The 19,926-nt window shown below is 69.1% G+C and carries 20 protein-coding genes; 10 read left to right on the plus strand and 10 right to left on the minus strand.

Features of this window, described 5'->3' with window-relative positions:
* Positions 1-39: 39 nt before the first annotated feature.
* From AC4GYY_RS03545 to AC4GYY_RS03580, 8 genes are all read right to left on the minus strand, one after another.
* Positions 40-417, minus strand: coding sequence for a hypothetical protein (locus AC4GYY_RS03545; protein WP_491118848.1), 378 nt, complete (start codon positions 415-417; stop codon positions 40-42).
* A 109-nt stretch (positions 418-526) separates the two neighbouring features.
* Entirely contained in the window at positions 527-1,219 is a 693-nt protein-coding gene (gene phoB / locus AC4GYY_RS03550; RefSeq protein WP_491118849.1) for a phosphate regulon transcriptional regulator PhoB, read from the minus strand.
* Positions 1,219-1,929 carry a phosphate signaling complex protein PhoU gene (gene phoU / locus AC4GYY_RS03555; RefSeq protein ID WP_491118850.1) on the minus strand — a complete coding sequence of 237 codons (711 nt, stop codon included), beginning with the start codon at positions 1,927-1,929 and terminating at the stop codon, positions 1,219-1,221. The genes phoB and phoU overlap by 1 nt, the downstream gene beginning before the upstream one ends.
* 11 nt (positions 1,930-1,940) lie before the next feature.
* On the minus strand, positions 1,941-2,687 hold the full coding sequence (pstB, locus tag AC4GYY_RS03560; RefSeq protein WP_491119286.1) for a phosphate ABC transporter ATP-binding protein PstB: 747 nt from the start codon (positions 2,685-2,687) through the stop codon (positions 1,941-1,943).
* A gap of 20 nt (positions 2,688-2,707) precedes the next feature.
* Positions 2,708-3,997, minus strand: a complete 1,290-nt coding sequence (gene pstA, locus AC4GYY_RS03565) for a phosphate ABC transporter permease PstA (RefSeq protein WP_491118851.1) — start codon at positions 3,995-3,997, stop codon at positions 2,708-2,710.
* Positions 3,990-5,369 carry a phosphate ABC transporter permease subunit PstC gene (gene pstC, locus AC4GYY_RS03570; RefSeq protein ID WP_491118852.1) on the minus strand — a complete coding sequence of 460 codons (1,380 nt, stop codon included), beginning with the start codon at positions 5,367-5,369 and terminating at the stop codon, positions 3,990-3,992. The genes pstA and pstC overlap by 8 nt, the downstream gene beginning before the upstream one ends.
* Positions 5,370-6,422: a substrate-binding domain-containing protein gene (locus AC4GYY_RS03575; protein WP_491118853.1), complete on the minus strand. Its 1,053-nt coding sequence runs from the start codon at positions 6,420-6,422 to the stop codon at positions 5,370-5,372.
* A gap of 55 nt (positions 6,423-6,477) precedes the next feature.
* Complete coding sequence (locus AC4GYY_RS03580; RefSeq protein WP_491118854.1) at positions 6,478-7,695, minus strand: ATP-binding protein; 1,218 nt, start codon at positions 7,693-7,695, stop codon at positions 6,478-6,480.
* 135 nt (positions 7,696-7,830) lie between these two features.
* Here AC4GYY_RS03580 and AC4GYY_RS03585 point away from each other — a divergent pair, with 135 nt between their 5' ends.
* The 4 genes from AC4GYY_RS03585 to AC4GYY_RS03600 are packed head-to-tail and all read left to right on the plus strand — an operon-like array spanning position 7,831 to position 10,419.
* Complete coding sequence (locus AC4GYY_RS03585) at positions 7,831-8,238, plus strand: hypothetical protein (protein ID WP_491118855.1); 408 nt, start codon at positions 7,831-7,833, stop codon at positions 8,236-8,238.
* Between the two features lie 5 nt (positions 8,239-8,243).
* Positions 8,244-8,519 (plus strand): HPr-rel-A system PqqD family peptide chaperone, encoded by a 276-nt coding sequence (locus tag AC4GYY_RS03590; protein WP_491118856.1) that lies wholly within the window; start codon positions 8,244-8,246, stop codon positions 8,517-8,519.
* An 11-nt stretch (positions 8,520-8,530) separates the two neighbouring features.
* Positions 8,531-9,373, plus strand: coding sequence for an HprK-related kinase A (locus tag AC4GYY_RS03595; RefSeq protein WP_491118857.1), 843 nt, complete (start codon positions 8,531-8,533; stop codon positions 9,371-9,373).
* Positions 9,358-10,419, plus strand: coding sequence for a nucleotidyltransferase domain-containing protein (locus tag AC4GYY_RS03600; protein WP_491118858.1), 1,062 nt, complete (start codon positions 9,358-9,360; stop codon positions 10,417-10,419). Before AC4GYY_RS03595 ends, AC4GYY_RS03600 begins: the two co-directional genes overlap by 16 nt.
* Here AC4GYY_RS03600 and AC4GYY_RS03605 read toward each other — a convergent pair.
* The gene (locus AC4GYY_RS03605; protein WP_491118859.1) at positions 10,361-10,720 is read right to left on the minus strand and encodes a hypothetical protein; all 360 of its coding nucleotides are present in this window, start codon (positions 10,718-10,720) and stop codon (positions 10,361-10,363) included. The genes AC4GYY_RS03600 and AC4GYY_RS03605 overlap by 59 nt on opposite strands.
* Positions 10,720-11,406: a phosphoglycolate phosphatase gene (gene gph, locus AC4GYY_RS03610; protein WP_491118860.1), complete on the minus strand. Its 687-nt coding sequence runs from the start codon at positions 11,404-11,406 to the stop codon at positions 10,720-10,722. Before gph ends, AC4GYY_RS03605 begins: the two co-directional genes overlap by 1 nt.
* A gap of 60 nt (positions 11,407-11,466) precedes the next feature.
* On the opposite strand from gph, the gene glmU reads away from it, so the two are divergent.
* The 6 genes from glmU (at position 11,467) to AC4GYY_RS03640 (ending at position 19,916) form a co-directional block, all read left to right on the plus strand.
* A complete protein-coding gene (gene glmU / locus AC4GYY_RS03615; protein WP_491118861.1) occupies positions 11,467-12,834 on the plus strand; it encodes a bifunctional UDP-N-acetylglucosamine diphosphorylase/glucosamine-1-phosphate N-acetyltransferase GlmU in 1,368 nt (455 codons plus the stop codon).
* A 26-nt stretch (positions 12,835-12,860) separates the two neighbouring features.
* On the plus strand, positions 12,861-13,139 hold the full coding sequence (locus AC4GYY_RS03620) for a ribbon-helix-helix protein, CopG family (RefSeq protein WP_491118862.1): 279 nt from the start codon (positions 12,861-12,863) through the stop codon (positions 13,137-13,139).
* Complete coding sequence (locus AC4GYY_RS03625) at positions 13,136-13,501, plus strand: type II toxin-antitoxin system VapC family toxin (RefSeq protein ID WP_491118863.1); 366 nt, start codon at positions 13,136-13,138, stop codon at positions 13,499-13,501. The genes AC4GYY_RS03620 and AC4GYY_RS03625 overlap by 4 nt, the downstream gene beginning before the upstream one ends.
* A 12-nt stretch (positions 13,502-13,513) precedes the next feature.
* Positions 13,514-15,334, plus strand: a complete 1,821-nt coding sequence (glmS, locus tag AC4GYY_RS03630; RefSeq protein ID WP_491118864.1) for a glutamine--fructose-6-phosphate transaminase (isomerizing) — start codon at positions 13,514-13,516, stop codon at positions 15,332-15,334.
* 74 nt (positions 15,335-15,408) lie between these two features.
* A complete protein-coding gene (locus AC4GYY_RS03635; RefSeq protein WP_491118865.1) occupies positions 15,409-17,496 on the plus strand; it encodes a M13 family metallopeptidase in 2,088 nt (695 codons plus the stop codon).
* A gap of 41 nt (positions 17,497-17,537) precedes the next feature.
* The gene (locus AC4GYY_RS03640) at positions 17,538-19,916 is read left to right on the plus strand and encodes an ATP-binding protein (RefSeq protein ID WP_491118866.1); all 2,379 of its coding nucleotides are present in this window, start codon (positions 17,538-17,540) and stop codon (positions 19,914-19,916) included.
* The last annotated feature ends 10 nt before the right edge of the window (positions 19,917-19,926 follow it).

Genomic DNA, 19,926 nt, shown 5'->3' on the forward strand with positions numbered 1-19,926 from the left:
CCTTAGCGCTGCCGCATCGCAGCGCAACGTCGGCTGAGGTTACTTGCCGCCGCGCTGCATGCAGCCGTCATACTGACCCTTCTTGCAGATGGGGTAGCTGGCCTTCGGCGGCGGCGGGGGGAACGCCTCGCTGGGCGACGGGGCGGGCTTGAACACGACCTGCGCGCCCGGCTGGACCGGGCCGCTCGTCGCGGAGCCCGACGGCTGGTAGCCACCGGCCGGGGTCGGCGCGTTCGGATCGGACGCCGCAGGCGCGGGAGCCTGCTGCATCGCGGGGTCGCTCTGCGGTGCCGGGGCGGGCGTCGCGGACGGATCGGTGGCGGGCGCCGCCTGGTCCATCGGGGCGGTCGCAGGAGTCTCCTGCGCGAGCACCGGGGTCGCGATCACGGCCGCGGCTGCGAAAAGGGCGAATTTCATTGCGACTCTCTCCTGAAAAGGTGCGCATGGATGCACGAGTGCGGCCGGGGGAACGCGCGAAGGCCGACAAGGGTCCTTCGTTGCGCAACCGATTCGATGCGGCGAGGCCCTAAGCGCCTGTGTCCAGCGCGTATCCGGCGGAGCGCACGGTGCGGATGATGTCGGGCCGCCCGCCCTCGTTGATCGCCTTGCGCAGCCGGCGGATGTGGACGTCGACGGTGCGCGCCTCGATGTCGGAGCCGTGACCCCAGACCGCGTCGAGCAGACGCTCGCGGCTGAACACCCAGCCGGGATGCTCGAGGAAATGCTTGAGCAGCCGGAATTCGGTGGGCCCGAGCGGGATGACCTCGCCCGAGCGGCGGACCTTGTGGCCGACCGTGTCCATCTCGAGATCGGCGTAGGTCAGGCTCTCGCCCGCCAGACCCGGGCGGACGCGGCGCAGCACCGCGCCGACGCGGGCGACCAGTTCGCGTGGAGAGAAGGGCTTGGTAACGTAATCGTCGGCGCCGGTCTCGAGGCCGCGCACCCGATCCTCCTCCTCACCGCGGGCGGTGAGCATGATGATCGGCACCTTCTGGGTGTCGGTGGCGCGCCGCAGCCGACGGCAGACCTCGATCCCCGAGAGCCCCTCCACCATCCAGTCGAGCAGCACGATGTCGGGGGTCTGCTCCTTGGCGAGCAGCAACGCCTCCTCGCCGTCGATCGTATGAAAGACCTTGAAGTCCTCGCGCTCAAAATGCCAGATCAGCAACTCGGCGAGCGCGGCGTCGTCTTCGACGAGGAGCATCGTCGCCTTCGGCATCAGAACTGACCCGCCTCGCCGCCGGCGCCGCGATCGGCGTCGCGGTCGGCCATCTGCGACCCGCTCGCGGCGTAATAGACCATCTCGGCGACGTTCGTCGCGTGGTCGCCGATCCGCTCCAGGTTCTTGGCGACGAACAGCAGGTGCGCGACCTGGCTGATCGTCTTCGGATTCTCGACCATGTAGGTGACGAGGGTCCGGAAGATGCTGTCGTAGAAATCGTCGAGCGCGTCGTCGCTCCGGCAGACCTCCACCGCCGCCTCGGCGTCGCGCGCGACGAAGGCGTCCAGCGCGTCATGCACCATCTCGGTCGCCATCCGACCCATCGCCGGGAGGATCGAAATGGGCTCGATCCGGTGTTCGCCGTCGATCTGGGGAACGCGCTTGGCGATGTTCTTGGCGTAATCGCCTACCCGCTCGAGCACCGCCGCGATCTTGAGCGCCGCCACGACCTCGCGGAGATCGTTCGCCATCGGTGCGCGGAGCGCGATGATGCGGACGACGGTGCGCTCGACCTCGGCCTCGATCGCGTCGATGGCCTTGTCGCCGGCCTTGACCCGCGCCGCCAGATCGAGATCGCCGCGCGTGAGCGCCTTCAGGCTGTCGCCGATCGCCTGCTCGGCGAGCCCCCCCATCTGGCTGATCAGCGCCCGCAGGTCGCCGATGTCCTGGTCGAACGCCTTGACGGTATGTTCCTGCCCGCTGGTCATAGTGCCTGTCCTCAGCCGTACCGACCGGTGATGTAGTCGATCGTCCGCTGCTCGCGCGGGTTCGTGAACATGTCGTTGGTCTGACCGTATTCGATCAGATGCCCCAGGTGGAAGAAGGCGGTCCGCTGACTGACGCGGGCGGCCTGTTGCATGTTGTGGGTGACGATCACGATGGCGTAGCGCCCGCGCAGCTCGTGGATCAGCTCCTCGATCTTCGCGGTCGCGATCGGATCGAGCGCGCTGCACGGCTCGTCCATCAGGATCACCTCGGGATCGACCGCGATCGCACGGGCGATGCACAGCCGCTGCTGCTGCCCGCCCGAGAGCGCGGTGCCGCTGTCGGCGAGCCGGTCCTTCACCTCTTCCCACAGCCCGGCGCGGCGGAGCGACGTCTCAACGATGGTGTCGAAATCGGCCTTGCTCGACGCCAGGCCGTGGATGCGCGGTCCGTAGGCGACGTTCTCGTAGATCGACTTGGGGAAGGGATTCGGCTTCTGGAACACCATTCCGACGCGCGCGCGCAGCTGAACGACGTCCATGCTCTTGGCGTAAATGTCCTCGCCGTCGAGGCGGATGTCGCCTTCGACCCGGGCCGAGGCGACGGTGTCGTTCATGCGGTTGAGCGTGCGCAGGAAGGTCGACTTGCCGCAACCCGACGGACCGATGAACGCGGTCACGTCCTCCTGGCGGATGTCGATCGAGACGTCGTCAATCGCCTGCTTCTCGCCGTAGAACACGTTGACGTGCTCGGCGGTCATCTTGGGCGGGCTGTTGGTGGTCACCAGCGGGTCTCGAATCTGTTGCGGAGGTAGATGGCGAGCCCGTTCATCGCCAGCAACACCACCAGCAGGACCAGGATCGCCGCCGAGGTCTTCTCGACGAAGCCGCGGTTGACCTCGTCCGACCACAGGAAGATCTGGACGGGCAGCACGGTCGCCGGATCGGTGAGCCCGCCCGGCGGCGCGGCGATGAAGGCGCGCATCCCGATCATCAGCAGCGGCGCGGTCTCACCGAGCGCGCGCGCCATGCCGATGATCGTGCCGGTCAGGATGCCGGGGAGCGCCAGCGGCAGGACGTGATGGAACACGACCTGTACCGGCGAGGCGCCGATCCCGTAAGCGGCGTCGCGGATCGACGGCGGCACGGACTTGATCGCGTTTCGCCCGGCGATCACGATCACCGGCATCGTCATGAGCGCCAGCGTCAGGCCGCCGACCAGCGGCGCCGAACGCGGCAATCCGAACGTACCGAGGAAGACGGCGAGGCCCAACAGGCCGAAGATGATCGACGGGACCGCGGCGAGATTGTTGATCGAGACCTCGAGCAAGTCGGTCCAGCGGTTCCGCGGGGCATATTCCTCGAGATAAAGCGCGGCCAGCACACCGACCGGGAACGCGAGGATCAGCGTCACCGCCATCGTCAGCAACGAGCCCTTGAGCGCCCCCCAGATGCCGACGCGGGTCGGATCGGTCGAATCGGACGCAACGAAGAACCCGGTGTTGAGCTGGCGCGACAACCGGTCGCCGAGCCCCCGGACGGCCGCCTCCGCCTGCGGATCGCCATCTCCCTTGGCGGCGACGTCGATCGCCGATGCGACGGGCACGTCGATCGTCGCCGCGCGTGTGAGGAGCGACGGGTCGCGCTTCACGGCGTCGCGCACCGAGAGCCACGCGCCGTCGGAGAGCAGCCTGGCGCCGCCCTGGCCGGCGAACGCCGTGTCCGCCGCCGCGTCGACCGCGTCCTGAAGGCCGGCGAGCGCGGCATCGGCGCCCGGACCCTTCATCGCGGCGGGATCGGCGATCAGCGTGGACCTGGCGAGGTCCACGGGCAGCGCGACGATGGTTCGGGTGAAGCCGCTCGCGCCCTGGCCGATCATCGAGATCAGGAGGAAGACCAGGAACCCGGCCGACACGACGACCGCGGCCAGCCCCAGCGCGCGGAAGCGGCGCTCGGCGGCATAGCGGCGCTGGATGCGCTTCTCCATTGACGCGGTGCGCCAGTCGGTCGGCGCACGGGCGGCGGGCTCGGTCCCCTGCGCCGGGACCTGGGCGACGAGGGGGCTAGTCATACGCCTCCCGGTAGCGCTTCACGACGATCAGCGCGACGATGTTGAGGAGCAGGGTGATGACAAACAGCGTCAGCCCGAGCGCGAAGGCGGCGAGCGTCTTAGGGCTGTCGAACTCGGCCTCGCCGGTCAGCAGGTCGACGATCTGCTTGGTCACGGTCGTCGTCGAGGCAAAGGGGTTGAGCGTCAGCGTCGCGACGCCCGAGGCGGCCATGACCACGATCATCGTCTCGCCGATCGCGCGGCTGACCGCGAGCAGCACCCCGCCGACGATCCCGGGCAAGGCGGCCGGGACGAGCACGCGGCGGATCGTCTCGGACGAGGTCGCGCCCATCGCCAGGCTGCCGTCGCGCATCGCGCTGGGCACCGCCGCGATCGAATCGTCCGCCATCGAAGAGACGAAGGGGATGATCATGACGCCCATCACCAAGCCCGCCGCCAGCGCGCTCTCCGAAGAGGCGGACGCGACGCCGAGCGACACGCCCAGGCTGCGGACTGCGGGCGCGACGGTGAGCGCCGCGAAATAGCCGTAGACCACGGTCGGGACGCCGGCGAGGATCTCGAGGATCGGCTTCATCCACCGGCGGGTGCGCGGCTTGGCGTATTGGGTCAGGTAGATCGCGCTCATCAGCCCGAACGGGATCGCGACGACCATCGCGATCACCGCGCCGATGAAGAACGTGCCCCAGAACAGCGGCACCGCGCCCAGGCTCGCACCCGGATCGCGCGCGTCGATCACCTGCGGGCTCCAGTGCGTGCCGAACAGGAACTCGAACGCCGGGACGATCGAGAAGAAGCGCGCGCTTTCGAACAGCAGGCTGGCGACGATCCCCACCGTCGTGAGGATCGCGATCAGCGAGGCCAGCAGCAGCAGCCCCATGATCACGCGCTCGATCTGCGAGCGGGCGGCGAAGTCCGGCTTCAGCCGAACGAACGCATAGGCGCCGCCGGCGAAGGCGAGCAGCAAGGCCAGCGCGGTGCCGATCCAGGCATAGCGCGCGGCGGCCGCGGCATAGGCGGGCGCCAGGGTGCGCGCGACAGGATTGAAGGCGGCCGTCGTCGAACCGTCCGCCAACCCGCGGGCCTCCGCCAGCACCGAGTCGCGGGCGAAGCCGAACGCCGGCAGCTGTGCCGCCGCAGGCGCCTGAAGCACCTCGGCCGTGACCAGCGCCGGTTGCGCGAACGACCAGACCGCGAGGAAGATCGCCGCGGGGACCACGGTCCACAGCGCGACATAGGTCCCGAAATGGCGCGGGAGCGAACTGAACCGCGCTCGCGGGCTGGTCGCCCGCCAGCCGCGGGCGCGCGCGCGCGCGACCGCCCAGCCGACGAGCGCCAGTCCGAAGACCAGCAGCAACAGCGCCGCTGTCGGCACTTACTTCAGCCCCGAGGCGTCCAGCGGGGTCAGCGCCTTGACGATCGCGGCCGACTTGGCGCGGACATCGTCGGGCGCCGCGATCAGCCCGCGTTTCACCAGCGGTCCGCCGGGATTCCACAGCGTCGCATAGGTGTTGAGGAACTCCTGCAACCCCGGGATCGCGCCGATATGCTGCTTCTTGACGTAGAGGAACAGAGGCCGTGCGCCGGGATATTTGCCGGAGGCGATCGTCTCGTAGGTGGGCGCGACGCCGTTGATCGGCGTACCGTTCACCGTCTGGGCGTTCTCCTCGAGATAGCTGTAGCCGAAGATCCCCAGCGCGTTGGGGTTGGCCGACAGTTTCTGGACGATCAGATTGTCGTTCTCGCCCGCGTCGACGTAGGCGCCGTCCTCGCGCACCGCGGTGCAGAGCTTCTTGTAGGCGTCCTCGTCCTTGTCCTTGAGCGGCTTGGCGGAGGGATCGCTCGCCTCGCAGCCCTTCGCCAGGATCAGCTCGGCGAGCGCATCGCGCGTGCCGCTGGTCGAGGGCGGACCATAGACCTGGATCGCGGTCGCCGGCAGCGACGGATTGACGTCCTTCCACGTCTTGGCGGTGTTCGGCTTGCCGCCCGGATTGGCGGCGAGCGCCTTGTAGATGTCGGTCTGGGTGAGCTGGAATTTCGGCCCGTTTTTCGATTCGGCGAAAGCGATGCCGTCGATGCCGACCTGGATCTCGACGATCGGGCCGACGCCGTTCTTCTCGCAGGTGTCGAACTCGCTCTTCTTGATCCGGCGCGAGGCGTCCTCGATGTCGGGATGCGCGGCGCCGACGCCGGCGCAGAACAGCTTCATTCCGCCGCCGGTCCCGGTCGATTCGACCACCGGCGCCTTGAACGTCGGGTTCGCCGAAACGAACCGCTCCGCGGCCAGGGTGGTGAACGGGTAGACGGTCGACGAGCCGACGACCTTGATCTGGTCGCGCGAGCCGCCGCCGCCGGCGCCTCCGCCCTGGCTCCCGCAGGCGGCGAGAGCAAGCGTGGCGACTCCGGTGATCGCGAAAGTCCTGATCATATTCACCTCTTGTGCGCCGACCCCGCGGCCCCGCCGTCCTAATGTGACCATCACGTTACGGCTTGATGACATCGGCGGCGGGAAGGGTCACCGTGACCACCGTCCCACGACCCAGTGTGCTGGCGATCTCGAGCCGACCGCGATGGCGCTCGACGATGTGCTTCACGATGGCGAGGCCGAGACCGGTCCCCCCGAGCGATCGGCTGCGTCCTGCGTCGGCGCGGTAGAAGCGCTCGGTCAGGCGGGGCAGATGCTCGGGCGCGATCCCCTCGCCTTCGTCCTCCACCGTCAGCCGCAGCATCCGTGCGCCCTCGGCGGCGAGCGTGATGCGGATCGGGGTGCCGGGCGCGCCGTATTTGACCGCGTTCCCGACCAGGTTGTGGAGCATCTGCGAGAGTTGCGGGCGATCCGCCATGACGGCCGGAAGCCCCGGGGCGACCTGACTCGCGATCGGTCGGTCCCGCGCCGCGTGGCCGTCGGCGATCTCCGCGCGCGCCTCCTCGACGAGTTCGCCGAGATCGATCGGGGTGGCGGGTGCGCGGTATTTCTCCGCCTCGATCCGCGACAGCGACATGAGGTCCTCGATCACGCGCTGCATCCGCCGCGCCTCGTCCAGGACGATCCCCAGGAACCGTTCGCGCAGCGCCGGGACCTCACCTGCCTCGTCACCCAGCGTCTCGACGTAGCCGAGGATCGAGGCGAGGGGGGTGCGCAGTTCGTGACTGGCGTTCGCCACGAAATCCACCCGCATCCGTTCGGCGGCGTAGTTCCCGGTCTGATCGATCAGATGGACGATGCGGACGCCGTCGCCGACCGGAGCCACCCGCATCTGCCAGCGCTGGTCGAGCGTGCCGAGCCCGACCAGCTCGATCGGCGCCGCCGCCTCGCCTTCGGGAAGAGGAGCGGCGAGGGGACCCGCGGCCGCAGGGTGGCGGATGGCGGTGCGCGCGTCCTCGCCGACGATCGCCGCGCCCAGCAGACCGCGCGCGGCCCGGTTCGCGAGCGTGATCCGGCTACCGTGGAGCACGAGGATCGGCTCGACCACCGCGTCGAGCGCGGCGCCGAGTTCGACGGGGATGGGAGCCGGCGCGACTTCCGCGTCGTGGGTCCGGGGTGAGGCGTCGCCCCATCCCGCGATCAGCACCCCGGCCACCCCGAAGCAGAGCGCGATGACCGTGGCGACGGCGTCGTGCGACACCAGGCCGATCGCGACGGTGGACAGCCCGACCAGCGCGAGCGCAAGCCAGACTCGCAAGGGGAGGTCGATCGGCATGGCGCCGCGCTAGCCCGTCGCCGGGGGTGACGCCACCTGCCTTGGTTAACGTGCCGGCGCGGGACAGCCGGCCGCCGCATCTTGTCGGGCGGTTACGTTTGTGAAAGGGCTTGGCGCCACAGACGGGGCTGCACCATGAGCGACGAGACCAATCCCGCCGAAACGCCGCTGCCCGAGGATGGCCGCGCGACGCGCCGGCGGGTGCTGATGCTCGGCGCGACCGGCGCTGCGGCGGTGGTCTCGATCCGGCCGGCGCTGGCGGCGACGGTGACGTCCGTGATCAACTGTCAGATTCCGGTGACGGCAGACCGGACGTCGTGGGTGGCCGCCGACGGCTCCACCGTCAAACCCTATACGCCGTACGCCTATCCGCCCGCAGCCCAACCGTTCAAGGGGCAGGACGTGAAGGACGCGCTCGCGGGCAACGGCAACCTGGACGGAACCGATTACTTCCGCAGCCGTGCCTATCTGAACTACATCCGGAAGCTCCAGCGCGGCACGAGCGGGTTCACCTGCTACGCCTCGCTTCAGATGCCCCGCTGACGACGATGGCCGAGCCGCGCTATCGCGCGCCGGCCGCAGACGCGCTCCGGATCGTTCCGCTCGACGCGCTCGTCGCCGTCTTCCATCGCCCGTCCGGCCAGACCCACGTCGTCGTGACGCCTGTTCCCGAACTGCTCGACGCGCTCGCCGAGGGCGAGGCGACCGCCGCCGAACTGATGGCCCGGCTCACCCGGCGGTACGACATGCCCGACGCCGATCCCGCGATGCTGGCGGAGCGGCTCGACGAACTGGTCGAGACGGGATTGGTCGCACGCGCGTGAGACACGCGACCATGCTTCGGATCGGGCCGGTGACCTTCCGGGTCGGTGCCGACTGGCGCGCCCCGATCGCGCTCCTCGACGACCTGTACCGCGACTATCCCGCACCTGCCGAAATCCCCGACTTCAGCGTGCGGTTAAGGGCGCCGCGCATCTGGCGGCGGTGGATGCGCCCTTCGGTCGCGATCGAGGGCGATTACACGCTTCCGGACGCGGCACCGTTGCGGCTCGCGCAGGGCCTGCTCGCCGCCGAGATGGGGATGAACCTGCAAATGGCGCTGGGCCTCGGGCGCTACCTGCTGCTCCACGCCTCCTCGGTCGAGCGCGACGGGCGTGCGCTGGTGATGACGGGCGAGTCCGGGGCGGGCAAGTCGACGCTCGCGACGCTGCTGGCTGCGCACGGCTGGCGGTTCATGGGTGACGAGTTCGCGCTGCTCGATCTCGAGACGGGCGACATCCGCGCCTTCCCGCGGCTGATCAGCCTCAAGAACGAGGCGATCGCGGTCGCCCGGCGCGCATGGCCGTGTGGTCGGTTCGGCCCGTTGTTGGCGGGGACCCCCAAAGGCGACATCCGCCACCTCGTTCCGCCGACCGCGGCCCTTGCCGCGATGGACGTGCCCGCGACGCCGGCGCTTCTCCTGTTCCCCCGGTTCGGATACGGATCGCAGAGCCAGAGGGTCGCGCCGGGCGAGGTGTTCGTGCGGCTGACGCAGGCGTCGACCAATTATGTCGCGCTCGGCGAGCGCGCGTTTGCCGCACTCACGCGCTTCGTCACGACCGTGCCGGCGCTGGCGGTCGACTATCCGGACACCGAGGCGGGGATCGCCGCGGTCGAGCGGGCGTGGGCGGCTCTGTGACGGCGGCGGACGCGCTGGTGCTCGCATTGCGCGATCCGGCCGAGACCATGCGGTTCGACGCCGCGACCTGGACGGCGGTGCTGACCGCGGCGCGCGCGGAACAGCTGATCGGGAGCCTGGCGGATCGGGTCGCCGGGTTGGCCGTCCCGCCCGCGGTCGCGGCGATCCTGGCGGACGCGCGGGTGACGGCCGAGCATGGGCGGATGCAGGCGTTGTGGGAGGCGGAGATGGCGCGGCGGGCGCTGGCCCCGCTCGGCGTATCGGTCGTGCTGCTCAAGGGCACCGCCTATGTCGCGGCCGGACTGGCGGCGGGGCGAGGGCGGTCGATCGGCGATCTCGACATCCTGGTTCCGCGCGAGAGCCTGGATGCCGTCGAGCGCGCGCTGCTCGCGGCGGGATGGGAATGGGTCAAGCCCGATCCGTATGACGACGCTTACTACCGGCGCTGGATGCACGAGCTGCCGCCGCTGATCCACCGCGAGCGCGACCGGATGATCGACGTCCACCACACCATCCTGCCGCTCACCGCGAGGCCGAAACCGGATCCGGCCGCGTTGCTGGCAGCGGCGCTGACGCTTCGGGACGGCCTCGCCGTGCTGTCGCGCGAGGACATGATCGTCCACGCCGCCGCGCACCTGATCGCCGACGGCGATCTGGCCGGAGGTCTGCGCAACCTGTGGGACATCGACCGGCTGGTGCGCGAGTTCGTCGGGGAGGATCGGGACGTCTGCCGATCCGTGCTCGTTCGCGCCGAACGTCACGGGCTCCGCGCCCAGACCGCGTGCGCGCTGCGGCTCGCCGGGCAGCTCTACGGCACGCCGGTGAGCGATGCGGGTGGCGAGCGAGCGCTCGATCGCCTCTTTCGCCGACGCCTGCTTTCGCGCGACGGTTGGGGGCGGACGACCCGCCCCGCCACCCGCTTCGCCTTCTACGCTCGCTCCCACGCGCTACGGATGCCGCCGGCGATGCTCGCCCGGCATCTGTGGATCAAGTGGCGGCGGGGTTCGTCCGGCGACGGCGCGCGGTCCACACCAGCAGCAGGATGACCGCGATCGCGAGCGTGTCGGCGATCCAGTCGCGGATGTCGCAGTCGCGGTGCAGCGACGGGATCGCCTGCAACACCTCGATCAGCGCGCCGAGGAACGACAGCCGCTCGCCGATCCGCAGCAGGTCGGCCTCCGGATAGGACCAGGCGGCGAGCGCGGCGAGGGTGGCGAAGGCGAGCATATGCTGCGCCTTGTCGTTGTTCTCGATCAGATTGGGCGGATGCGGCAGCAGTGCCATCGTCAGCGCGGACCCAATCGCCGCGAACAGCGCGATGCGGGCGAGCACCCGCTTGCGCGGCATCACAGCCGCTCCAGCGCGGGGATCAGCGCGTCGAAGCCGTCGATCACCGCATCGGCGCCAAGCGCGTCGACCTGGTCGCCCGCGAAGCCGAAGCGGCAGGCGACCACCGGCGCGCCCGCGGCCTTCGCCGCCATGACGTCATATCGTGAATCCCCGACGAAAGCCGCGGACCCGCCCCCCAGCCGCTCGATCATCAGCCGGATCGGCGCGGGATCGGGCTTGGGCGCGGAAAGCCCTTCGCTGTCTCCGCCGATCACCGTCTCGAAATAACCGGCGAGACCGGTATGCGCGAGCAGCGCGACGGAGAACCGTTCGAGCTTGTTGGTGACGACGCCGAGCCGGACGCCACGATCGCGCAACGTATTCAGCGCCGCCTCGACGCCGGGATAGGGGCGGGTGTGGACCGTCATATGCGCCTGGTAATAGGCCAGCTGCTCGGGCAGCAGCCGTTCGACCAGTTCGTCGCTGCTCTCCCCGGTCGCGGCGAGCACCTGCGCCAGCATGTTGCGCGTCCCCCCGCCGACGCGCGCGATCACCTCGGCCACCGGCAGCGGCGCACGCGCGGCGACCGCCAGCGCATGGTTCGCCGCCCCCGCCAGATCCTCGCTCGTGTCCAGCAGGGTGCCGTCGAGATCGAAGCCGACGATCGTGAACGGAAACGCGCGGGCGGGTGAATTCTGCGTCATACACGCGGCGCGTGGCGGCTCGGTATGGAATTGGCAAGCGTGCGGTGGCAGGGCCGCCGAATGAGCGCAGACTCCTCGCCGACGCCCTTGGCCGCGATCATCCTTGCCGCGGGCAAGGGAACGCGGATGAAGTCGGACCTTCACAAGGTGCTCCATCCGCTGGCCGGGCGGCCGATGCTGCTTCATCTCGTCGCCTCGGTGGCCGAGCTGTCGCCGGCCCGGACGATTGCGGTGGTGGGCGCCGGGCGCGACCAGGTCGAGGCGGCGGTCGCGCCGTACGGGGTCGAGACGATCCATCAGGCCGAGCAGCTCGGCACCGGGCATGCGGTCGCGCAGGCGGAGGCGGCGCTGGCGGGGTTCGCGGGCGATGTGCTGATTCTTTACGGCGACGTGCCGTTGGTCACGCCCGAGACGATGCGGCGGATGGTCGAGCGGCTGCATGCGGACGATGCGCCCGCCGCGGTGGTGCTCGGCTTCCGCCCGCGCGACGCAGGCGCCTATGGGCGAGTGCTGGCCGATGCCGACGGCCGGATCGAGCGGATGGTCGAGTTCAAGGATGCGACACCTGAGGAACGGGCCGTAACGCTCTGCAATTCCGGGTTGATGGCCGTGCGAGCCGTTGACCTGTTCTCGCTGCTCGCCCGCGTCGGCAACGACAATGCGGCGGGCGAATATTACCTGCCGGACATCGTCGTGCTGGCGGCGGCGGACGGGCGCGTGTCCGCAGTGATCGAGACGTCGGAGGATGAGGTCGCCGGCGTCAACAGTCGCGGCGAGCTCGCCGGGGTCGAGGCGGCGTGGCAGGCGAGGCGGCGCGCGCAGGCGATGGCGGACGGAGTCACGCTGGTCGCCCCCGAGACGGTGTGGTTCGCACACGACACGCGGTTGGGCGGCGATGTGACGGTCGAGCAGAACGTCGTCTTCGCCGCCGGGGTGACGATCGCCGACCGAGCGACGATCCACGCCTTCAGCCATCTCGAGGGCGCGAGCGTGGGCGAGGGCTGTTCGGTCGGCCCTTACGCCCGCCTCCGCCCCGGCGCGGTGCTGGAGAAGGACGCGCGCGTCGGCAATTTCGTCGAGATGAAGAAGGCGACGCTTGGGGAGGGAGCCAAGGCCAACCACCTCACCTATCTCGGCGACGCCGAGATAGGTGCCGGCGCGAACATCGGCGCGGGCACGATCACCTGCAACTACGACGGCTTCCTCAAATATCGTACGAGGATCGGCGCGGGCGCGTTTATCGGCTCGAACTCGGCGCTGGTCGCCCCGGTGACGGTCGGCGACGGCGCGATCGTCGGTGCGGGATCGGTGGTGACCGCCGATGTCGAAGCCGACGCCCTTCGCCTCGTCCGCCCACCGCAGGAGACGAAACCCGGCTGGGCCGCCCGCTTCCGCGAGCGGATGCGGGCGAAGAAGGATGGAAAGTGATATCGCGGCATGATATCGGTTGAACCATGAGAACGCTGGTCGACATTCCCGACGCCGATATCGCTTGGCTCGACGCGCGCGCGCGTGCCGAAGGGAAGTCGCGCGCCGCCGTGGTCCGTGACGCGGTGTCGACCTATCGCGCCGAGCAGGCGAAGCCGGTCGACGATTCGTGGATCGATGAGGGCGCTGGATATTGGAGGGACCGTTCGGACATCGGCGATGGTGTCGAATACCAGCGCGCCATCAGGCACGATCGGGATTTCGTTCCGGCAGAACGCTATGAGCGCATGAAGACCAAACCGTGAGCGAAGCCTTCTTCGACACGAATATCCTCATCGATTGGCTCAATGCCCTTGATGTCGCAAGAGCCGAACTGAAGCTTTATGACCGACGGCGCATCAGTAGGATCGTTTGGACGGAAGTCCTTGCCGGCGAGCCTAGCGATACGAGGGGGTCGGTCGAGCGGCTGATCGCTCCGTTCGAGATCGTCGAACTCGATCCGGCGATTGCCGCGCGTGCGGTAGAGGTTCGCTACCGCACGAGGATGAAGCTGATGGACGCATTCATCTACGCAACGTCTCAGCTTCACGACGCCGTGCTCGTGACCCGAAACACGAAAGACTTCCCGGCCACCATGCCGGGTATCCGCGTTCCCTACCAACTCTGAGGTTCCTGTCGCATGTGTGGCATCGTCGGCATCCTGGGCACTGACAACGACGTCGCCGAGAGGCTGCTCGAAGGGCTGCGTCGGCTCGAATATCGTGGCTACGATTCCGCGGGCATCTGCACCGTCCACGACGGCGAATTCGATCGCCGCCGCGCCCCCGGCAAGCTCAAGAACCTCGCGCGCCGCCTGATCGAGGAGCCGCTGCCCGGCCGCGCCGGCGTCGCGCACACGCGCTGGGCGACGCACGGCGCGCCGACCGAGGACAATGCGCATCCGCACATCGTCGGCGACGTGGTACTGGTCCACAACGGCATCATCGAGAACTTCAAGCCGCTACGCGACATGCTCCTCGCCGAGGGTCGCGAGTTTAAGAGCCAGACCGATACCGAGGTGGTCGCGCATCTGATCTCGCGCGAGATCGAGGCCGGGCATGAGCCGCGCGAGGCGCTCGCCGCGGTGCTGCCGCAACTCCACGGCGCCTTCGCGCTCGGGGTGATGGTGCGGACGCATCCCGATCTGCTGCTCGGCGCACGGCTCGGTGCGCCACTCACGGTCGGCTACGGCGACGGCGAGAACTATCTCGGCTCGGACGAGCACGCGCTGGCCGGACTGGCGTCGCGGATCGCCTATCTGGAGGAGGGCGACTGGGTCGCGATCACCCGCGAGGCGGTCGAGGTCTATGACAAAGACAATCGCCCGGTCGAGCGCAAGATCGTCCCCGCCAGCGTCTCCGCGGCGCTGATCGACAAGGGCAACCATCGACACTTCATGCAGAAGGAGATCTACGAGCAGCCGGTCGTCGTCGCGCAAACCCTGCGCTCGTACCTCCGACCGCTCGAGGCACAGGTTTCGCTTCCCGACATGGAGTTCGACCTGTCGAGCGTCGAGCGGGTGACGATCGTCGCCTGCGGCACGTCGAGCTATGTCGCGATGATCGGCAAATATTGGATCGAGCGGCTATCGCGGCTGCCGGTCGAGGTCGATGTCGCGAGCGAGTTCCGGTACCGCGATCCCGTTCTGCTGCCGAACACGCTGGGCGTCGTCATTTCGCAGTCCGGCGAGACCGCCGACACGCTCGCCGCGCTCCAGCACATGAAGGCGGCCGGGGTCACGACCGCGGGGATCATCAACGTCCCGACCAGCTCGATGGCGCGCCAGGTCGACCTGCTGCTGCCGACCCATGCCGGGCCGGAGATCGGCGTCGCGTCCACCAAGGCCTTCACCTGCCAGCTCGCCGTCATGGCCGCGCTCGCGACCAACCTCGCGCGGGCCAAGGGGCAGCCGCTCGACGAGGCCGAGATCGTGCGCCAACTCCAGCAGGTGCCCGAGGCGATGAGCGCCGCCCTCAGCCACGACGACGAGATCGCAGCGATGGCGCCGCGGATCGCCCAGGCGCGCGATGTCCTCTATCTCGGCCGCGGACCCGAATATCCGCTGGCGCTCGAGGGAGCGCTGAAGCTGAAGGAAATCAGCTACATCCACGCCGAAGGTTATGCTTCGGGCGAGATGAAGCACGGTCCGATCGCGCTGATCGACGAGACCGTGCCGCTGATCGTGATCGCGCCGTCGGGTCCGCTGTTCGACAAGACGGTCAGCAACATGCAGGAGGCGCAGGCGCGGGGCGCACAGGTCGTGCTGATCTCGGACGCTGAGGGGATCGCGCGCGCGGGCGAAAACACGATCGCGACCATCGAGATGCCCAGCGTCCATCCGCTGATCGCGCCGCTGGTCTATGCGGTGCCGGTCCAGTTGCTCGCCTACCACGTCGCGGTGGCCAAGGGGACCGACGTCGACCAGCCGCGCAACCTCGCCAAATCGGTAACGGTCGAATGACGCCCCGGCGTTGACGGAACCTGTCGTCGGAGTAGAGCGCCGGGCATTCGATAAGACACAAGGGATGCCCCAATATGCGTTTCGTCGCCTCGGCGCTGCTCCTCGCCTGCGCCTCCTCCGCAGCCGTCGCCCAGAGTTCGACCACGCGCACGCAGAGCGCGGAGCAGACCGCAACCACCGGCAAGGCTGCGGCCGGGCCGGTCAAGCCCGCGTCCGCGAACGCGCCGCAGATCGGCGACTTCGGGTTCGACATGGCGGGTCGCGACACGTCGGTGAAGCCCGGCGCCGACTTCTACGACTATGCCAACGGCACCTGGGACAAGACGACGCAGATTCCGGCGGACCGTTCTGCGTACGGGATGTTCCAGCTTCTTCAGGATCTGTCCCTCGAACGCACGCGCGGGATCCTGGACGAGGCGGCGAAGCGGCCGGGTGACAAGATCGGCGACTTCTACACCAGCTTCATGGACGAGGCGGCGGTGAACGCGAAGGGGATCGCGCCGGTCAAGCCCTGGCTCACCGCGGTCGCCGCGGCGAAGGACAAGACCGCCCTTGCGGTCGAGATCGGCAGGCTCCAGCGCCAGGGCGTCGGCACGCTGTTCGGCATGGGCGTCGGCCAGGACGACAAGGCGCCCGACCAATATGTCGTCGGGTTCCGCCAGGGCGGCATCGGCCTCCCCGATCGGGATTATTATTTCAAAGAAGACGCCAAGCTGGCCGAGGCGCGCACCGCCTATCAGGCCTATCTGGCGAAGCTGCTGACGCTCGCCGGCGAGGCGAACGCGGACGCGCGGGCGAAGGCGGTGTTCGCGTTCGAGACCCAGCTGGCCACCGCACACTGGACGCGCGAGGAAAGCCGCGACGCCGACAAGACCTACAACAAGCTCTCGCCGGCGGAGTTCGCGGCCAAAGCGCCCGGCTTCCCGTGGCACGATTATGCGTCGGCGCTCGGCATGCCGATGGTCCAGGCGGTGCTCGTCGCGCAGCCGACCGCGCTCGCGGGGGAAGCCAAGGCGTGGGCGGCGGCACCGCTCGCCGTCCTCAAGGACTACACGCTCGTTCGCATATTGCGCAGCTACTCGCCGTATCTGTCGTCCGACTTCGACAAGGCGACTTTCGACTTCTACGGCACCGTCTTGTCCGGGACGCCCGAGCAGCAGGCGCGCTGGAAGCGCGGAGTCACCCTGGTCTCGAACGGGATGGGCGAGGCGGTCGGCCAGCAATATGTCGCCAAATATTTTCCGCCCGAGGCGAAGGCGCAGGCGGACCAGCTGGTCAAGAACCTGATCGCAGCGATGGGCGACCGGCTCCGCAACCTTCAGTGGATGGCGCCCGAGACCAAGACCAAGGCGCTCGCCAAGCTCGCGTCGTTCACGCCCAAGATCGGTTATCCGACGTCGTGGCGCGACTATTCCGCGCTTCAGATCCAGCGGAGCGATCTGGTCGGCAACGTCGCGCGCGCGAACGAGTTCGACTTCCAGCGCGACCTGAGCAAGCTGGGCAAGCCGATCGACCGCGCCGAGTGGTTCATGACGCCCATGACCATCAACGCCTACGCCAACCCGACGATGAACGAGGTCGTGTTCCCCGCCGCGATCCTGCAGCCGCCGTTCTTCGATCCCAAGGCCGATCCGGCGGTCAATTACGGCGGGATCGGCGCGGTGATCGGGCACGAGATCAGCCACCATTTCGACGACCAGGGCCGCAAGTACGACGCGAACGGCGCGCTGACCGACTGGTGGACGCCGCAGGATATCGCGCGCTTCAAGTCATTCACCGACAAGCTCGTCGCCCAATACGACGCCTATGAGCCGATCCCGGGGGTCCATGTGAAGGGCGGCAATACGCTGGGCGAGAACATCGCCGATCTTGCGGGGCTCACCGTCGCGCTCGACGCCTATCACCGCTCGCTCGGCGGCAAGCCGGCGCCGGTAATCGACGGCACGACCGGCGACCAGCGCTTCTACTACGGCTGGGCGCAGGTCTGGCGGACCAAGTATCGCGAACCGGCGCTGCGCCAGCAGCTGATCTCGAACGAGCATTCGCCGGGCCACCAGCGCGCATTGACCGTGCGCAACCTGGACCCGTGGTACGCCGCGTTCGGCGCGAAGCCTGGCGATGCGCTCTACCTCGCGCCGGCGGATCGGATCCGCATCTGGTGACGGCTTGACGCCGCGCGGACGCGCGGGGAGACGGTGAGGCCATGGCCTCGCTTCCCCTTCCCGGCACGGCCGCGCGCGCGGCCGGCGCGATCGCGGCGGGGGCCGGCCTCACCGCGGCGCTGCTGATCGTCTGGCTGGTGGGCGATATCCGCGTCGCCGCGGGATTTCTGGCGACGGCGGTGGTGCTGTTCGCGGCGGCGCTCGCGTGGCGCTTGCTGACCCATGAGGCGCCGGTCGAGACGAGCTCCGTCGACTGGAGCCTGGCGCGTGCGATCGCGCAAGCCTCGCCCGATGCGGTCGCGATCACCGACCGCGCCGGGCGGCTCGTCTCCGCCAACGACCGGTATGAGGCACTTTTCGAAGGCTTTCCGACCCCACCGGGACTGCCGCTCGACGGCGCCGGGGTATCGCATCTGGCCGAAGTCGGGCGCGCCGCATGGCGCGACGGCTTCGCCCAGACGGAGCGCCTGGCGACCGGGGGTGCGGCGTTGGACGTGTCGGTCGCCCGCGCCGGCGACGCGCAGGACATGCTGGTCTGGCGGTTCGCCGAGGCCGCTGGCGGCGACCGCGTCGGCGAGATCGAGGCGGCGCTGTCCGGGGCGGTCGGCGACCGCTTGGCGGGTGCGGGGATCATGGCCGCGCTGGTTGCGGGCGACGGACGGCTGCTCGCCGCCAACGGCGTGTTCCGCGCGCGCGCGACCGGACGCGAATCGGGGCCGATCGAGGGACGCGACTTCGCCAGGCTGCTGATCACCGATCACGCCGGTCGCGTCCGGTTCGAGCGCGAGGGCGTCGCCGGCGGCACCCCGCTGCGGGTGGTGCAGGTGCCGATCTTCGAGACGAGCGACGCGCTTCTCGTGGTGTTGCTGGACGAGGAGGAGACGGTCCAGCAGATCACCGCTGCGGGGGCCCCGGTCCAGACGCTCGTCGCGCTACTGCCATTCGGGATGGCGCTGGTCGATCGCGACGGGCGCTTTCAGCAGCTGAACGACGCCTTCGTGCGTGCTGCGGGGATCGATGCGAACGCGCTGCCGCTGTATCCGGGCGATCTCGTCGTCCGCGAGGACAAGGCGGCCGTCGCGGATACCGTGCGCCGCGTGGCCGTGGGGCCGGCCCATACCTCCGACCTCGTCGTGCGGCTGAAGTCGCACCCGGAGGAGCCGGTGGCGCTCACGATCGCCGGGGTGCGCGGCCTCGGCGAGGCGGTGGTGCTCCTCAGCCTCAAGGACAACAGCGAGGAGAGCCGGCTGAAACGCGAGGTCGCGCAGGCCACGAAGATGCAGGCGGTCGGTCAGCTCGCGGGCGGGGTCGCGCACGATTTCAACAACATCCTGACCGCGATCATCGGCCACTGCGACCTGATGCTGATGCGCCACTCGCCGGGCGACAGCGACTATGACGACATCCAGCAGATCCGCGCCAACTCCAATCGCGCCGCCAACTTGACGCGACATTTGCTCGCCTTCTCTCGCCAGCAGACGCTCCGCCCGCAGATCCTCCAACTCCCCGACGTCGTCGCGGAAGTGTCGAACCTGCTCAAGCGCTTGCTGGGGGAGACCGTGGTGCTCGATGTCCGCCATGGCCGCAACCTGGGACCTGTGCGCGCCGATCCGGGGCAGCTCGAGCAGGTGGTCGTCAATCTCGCGGTCAACGCCCGCGACGCCATGCAGTCGAAGGACCCGAGCGGGGTGGGGCGGCTGACGATCACGACTCGCGCGGTGTCGGCGGCCGAGGTGCGGCGGATCGGCTCGGACATCCTGCCCGCGGCGGACTATTCCTCGCTGGAGGTCAGCGACACCGGGACGGGCATCCCCGCGGACATCCTTCCGAAGATCTTCGAGCCGTTCTTCACCACCAAGGAGGTCGGGAAGGGAACGGGATTGGGGCTGTCGACCGTCTATGGGATCGTCAAGCAGTCCGGCGGCTACATCTTCGCGGACTCACGCCCCGGCAAGGGTGCGACGTTCACCATCTACCTGCCGGTCCACGCCGCCGGCCCCGTCCGCCCGGAGGCGAAGCGGGCGATCGAGCGGGCGCGCCCGGCCGAGCTGTGGGGCACCGGCACGATCCTCTTGGTCGAGGACGAGGACATGGTCCGCGCTGTCGCGGAGCGCGCGCTGACCCGGCAAGGCTATCACGTCTTGACGGCGGAGAACGGCGAGGCCGCGCTCGACCTGCTGGAAGGCTCGCCGCGGCCGGTCCTGCTCGTCTCCGACGTGGTGATGCCGACAATGGACGGGCCGACGATGGCGCGCCACGTGCGCGAGCGGTATCCAGATCTGCCGATCCTGTTCATGTCCGGCTACGCCGAAGAGCAGCTGCGACGCTCGATCGACCTCGACAATGTCGCCTTCCTTCCCAAGCCCTTCTCCGTCCAGCAATTGGCCGAGGCGGCGCGGGACGCACTCGGGGGACGATGAGGTTGCATCC

The sequence above is a fragment of the Sphingomonas sp. SP6 genome (assembly GCF_058313435.1).

Excerpts from the sequence above, each read along its gene's own strand:
- AC4GYY_RS03545 (WP_491118848.1), bottom strand. The coding sequence starts at position 417 with ATGAAATTCGCCCTTTTCGCAGCCGCGGCCGTGATCGCGACCCCGGTG.
- phoB (WP_491118849.1), bottom strand. The coding sequence starts at position 1,219 with ATGCCGAAGGCGACGATGCTCCTCGTCGAAGACGACGCCGCGCTCGCC.
- phoU (WP_491118850.1), bottom strand. The coding sequence starts at position 1,929 with ATGACCAGCGGGCAGGAACATACCGTCAAGGCGTTCGACCAGGACATC.
- pstB (WP_491119286.1), bottom strand. The coding sequence starts at position 2,687 with ATGACCGCCGAGCACGTCAACGTGTTCTACGGCGAGAAGCAGGCGATT.
- pstA (WP_491118851.1), bottom strand. The coding sequence starts at position 3,997 with ATGACTAGCCCCCTCGTCGCCCAGGTCCCGGCGCAGGGGACCGAGCCC.
- AC4GYY_RS03575 (WP_491118853.1), bottom strand. The coding sequence starts at position 6,422 with ATGATCAGGACTTTCGCGATCACCGGAGTCGCCACGCTTGCTCTCGCC.
- AC4GYY_RS03580 (WP_491118854.1), bottom strand. The coding sequence starts at position 7,695 with ATGCCGATCGACCTCCCCTTGCGAGTCTGGCTTGCGCTCGCGCTGGTC.
- AC4GYY_RS03585 (WP_491118855.1), top strand. The coding sequence starts at position 7,831 with ATGAGCGACGAGACCAATCCCGCCGAAACGCCGCTGCCCGAGGATGGC.
- AC4GYY_RS03590 (WP_491118856.1), top strand. The coding sequence starts at position 8,244 with ATGGCCGAGCCGCGCTATCGCGCGCCGGCCGCAGACGCGCTCCGGATC.
- AC4GYY_RS03595 (WP_491118857.1), top strand. The coding sequence starts at position 8,531 with ATGCTTCGGATCGGGCCGGTGACCTTCCGGGTCGGTGCCGACTGGCGC.
- AC4GYY_RS03605 (WP_491118859.1), bottom strand. The coding sequence starts at position 10,720 with ATGCCGCGCAAGCGGGTGCTCGCCCGCATCGCGCTGTTCGCGGCGATT.
- gph (WP_491118860.1), bottom strand. The coding sequence starts at position 11,406 with ATGACGCAGAATTCACCCGCCCGCGCGTTTCCGTTCACGATCGTCGGC.
- glmU (WP_491118861.1), top strand. The coding sequence starts at position 11,467 with ATGAGCGCAGACTCCTCGCCGACGCCCTTGGCCGCGATCATCCTTGCC.
- AC4GYY_RS03620 (WP_491118862.1), top strand. The coding sequence starts at position 12,861 with ATGAGAACGCTGGTCGACATTCCCGACGCCGATATCGCTTGGCTCGAC.
- glmS (WP_491118864.1), top strand. The coding sequence starts at position 13,514 with ATGTGTGGCATCGTCGGCATCCTGGGCACTGACAACGACGTCGCCGAG.
- AC4GYY_RS03635 (WP_491118865.1), top strand. The coding sequence starts at position 15,409 with ATGCGTTTCGTCGCCTCGGCGCTGCTCCTCGCCTGCGCCTCCTCCGCA.
- AC4GYY_RS03640 (WP_491118866.1), top strand. The coding sequence starts at position 17,538 with ATGGCCTCGCTTCCCCTTCCCGGCACGGCCGCGCGCGCGGCCGGCGCG.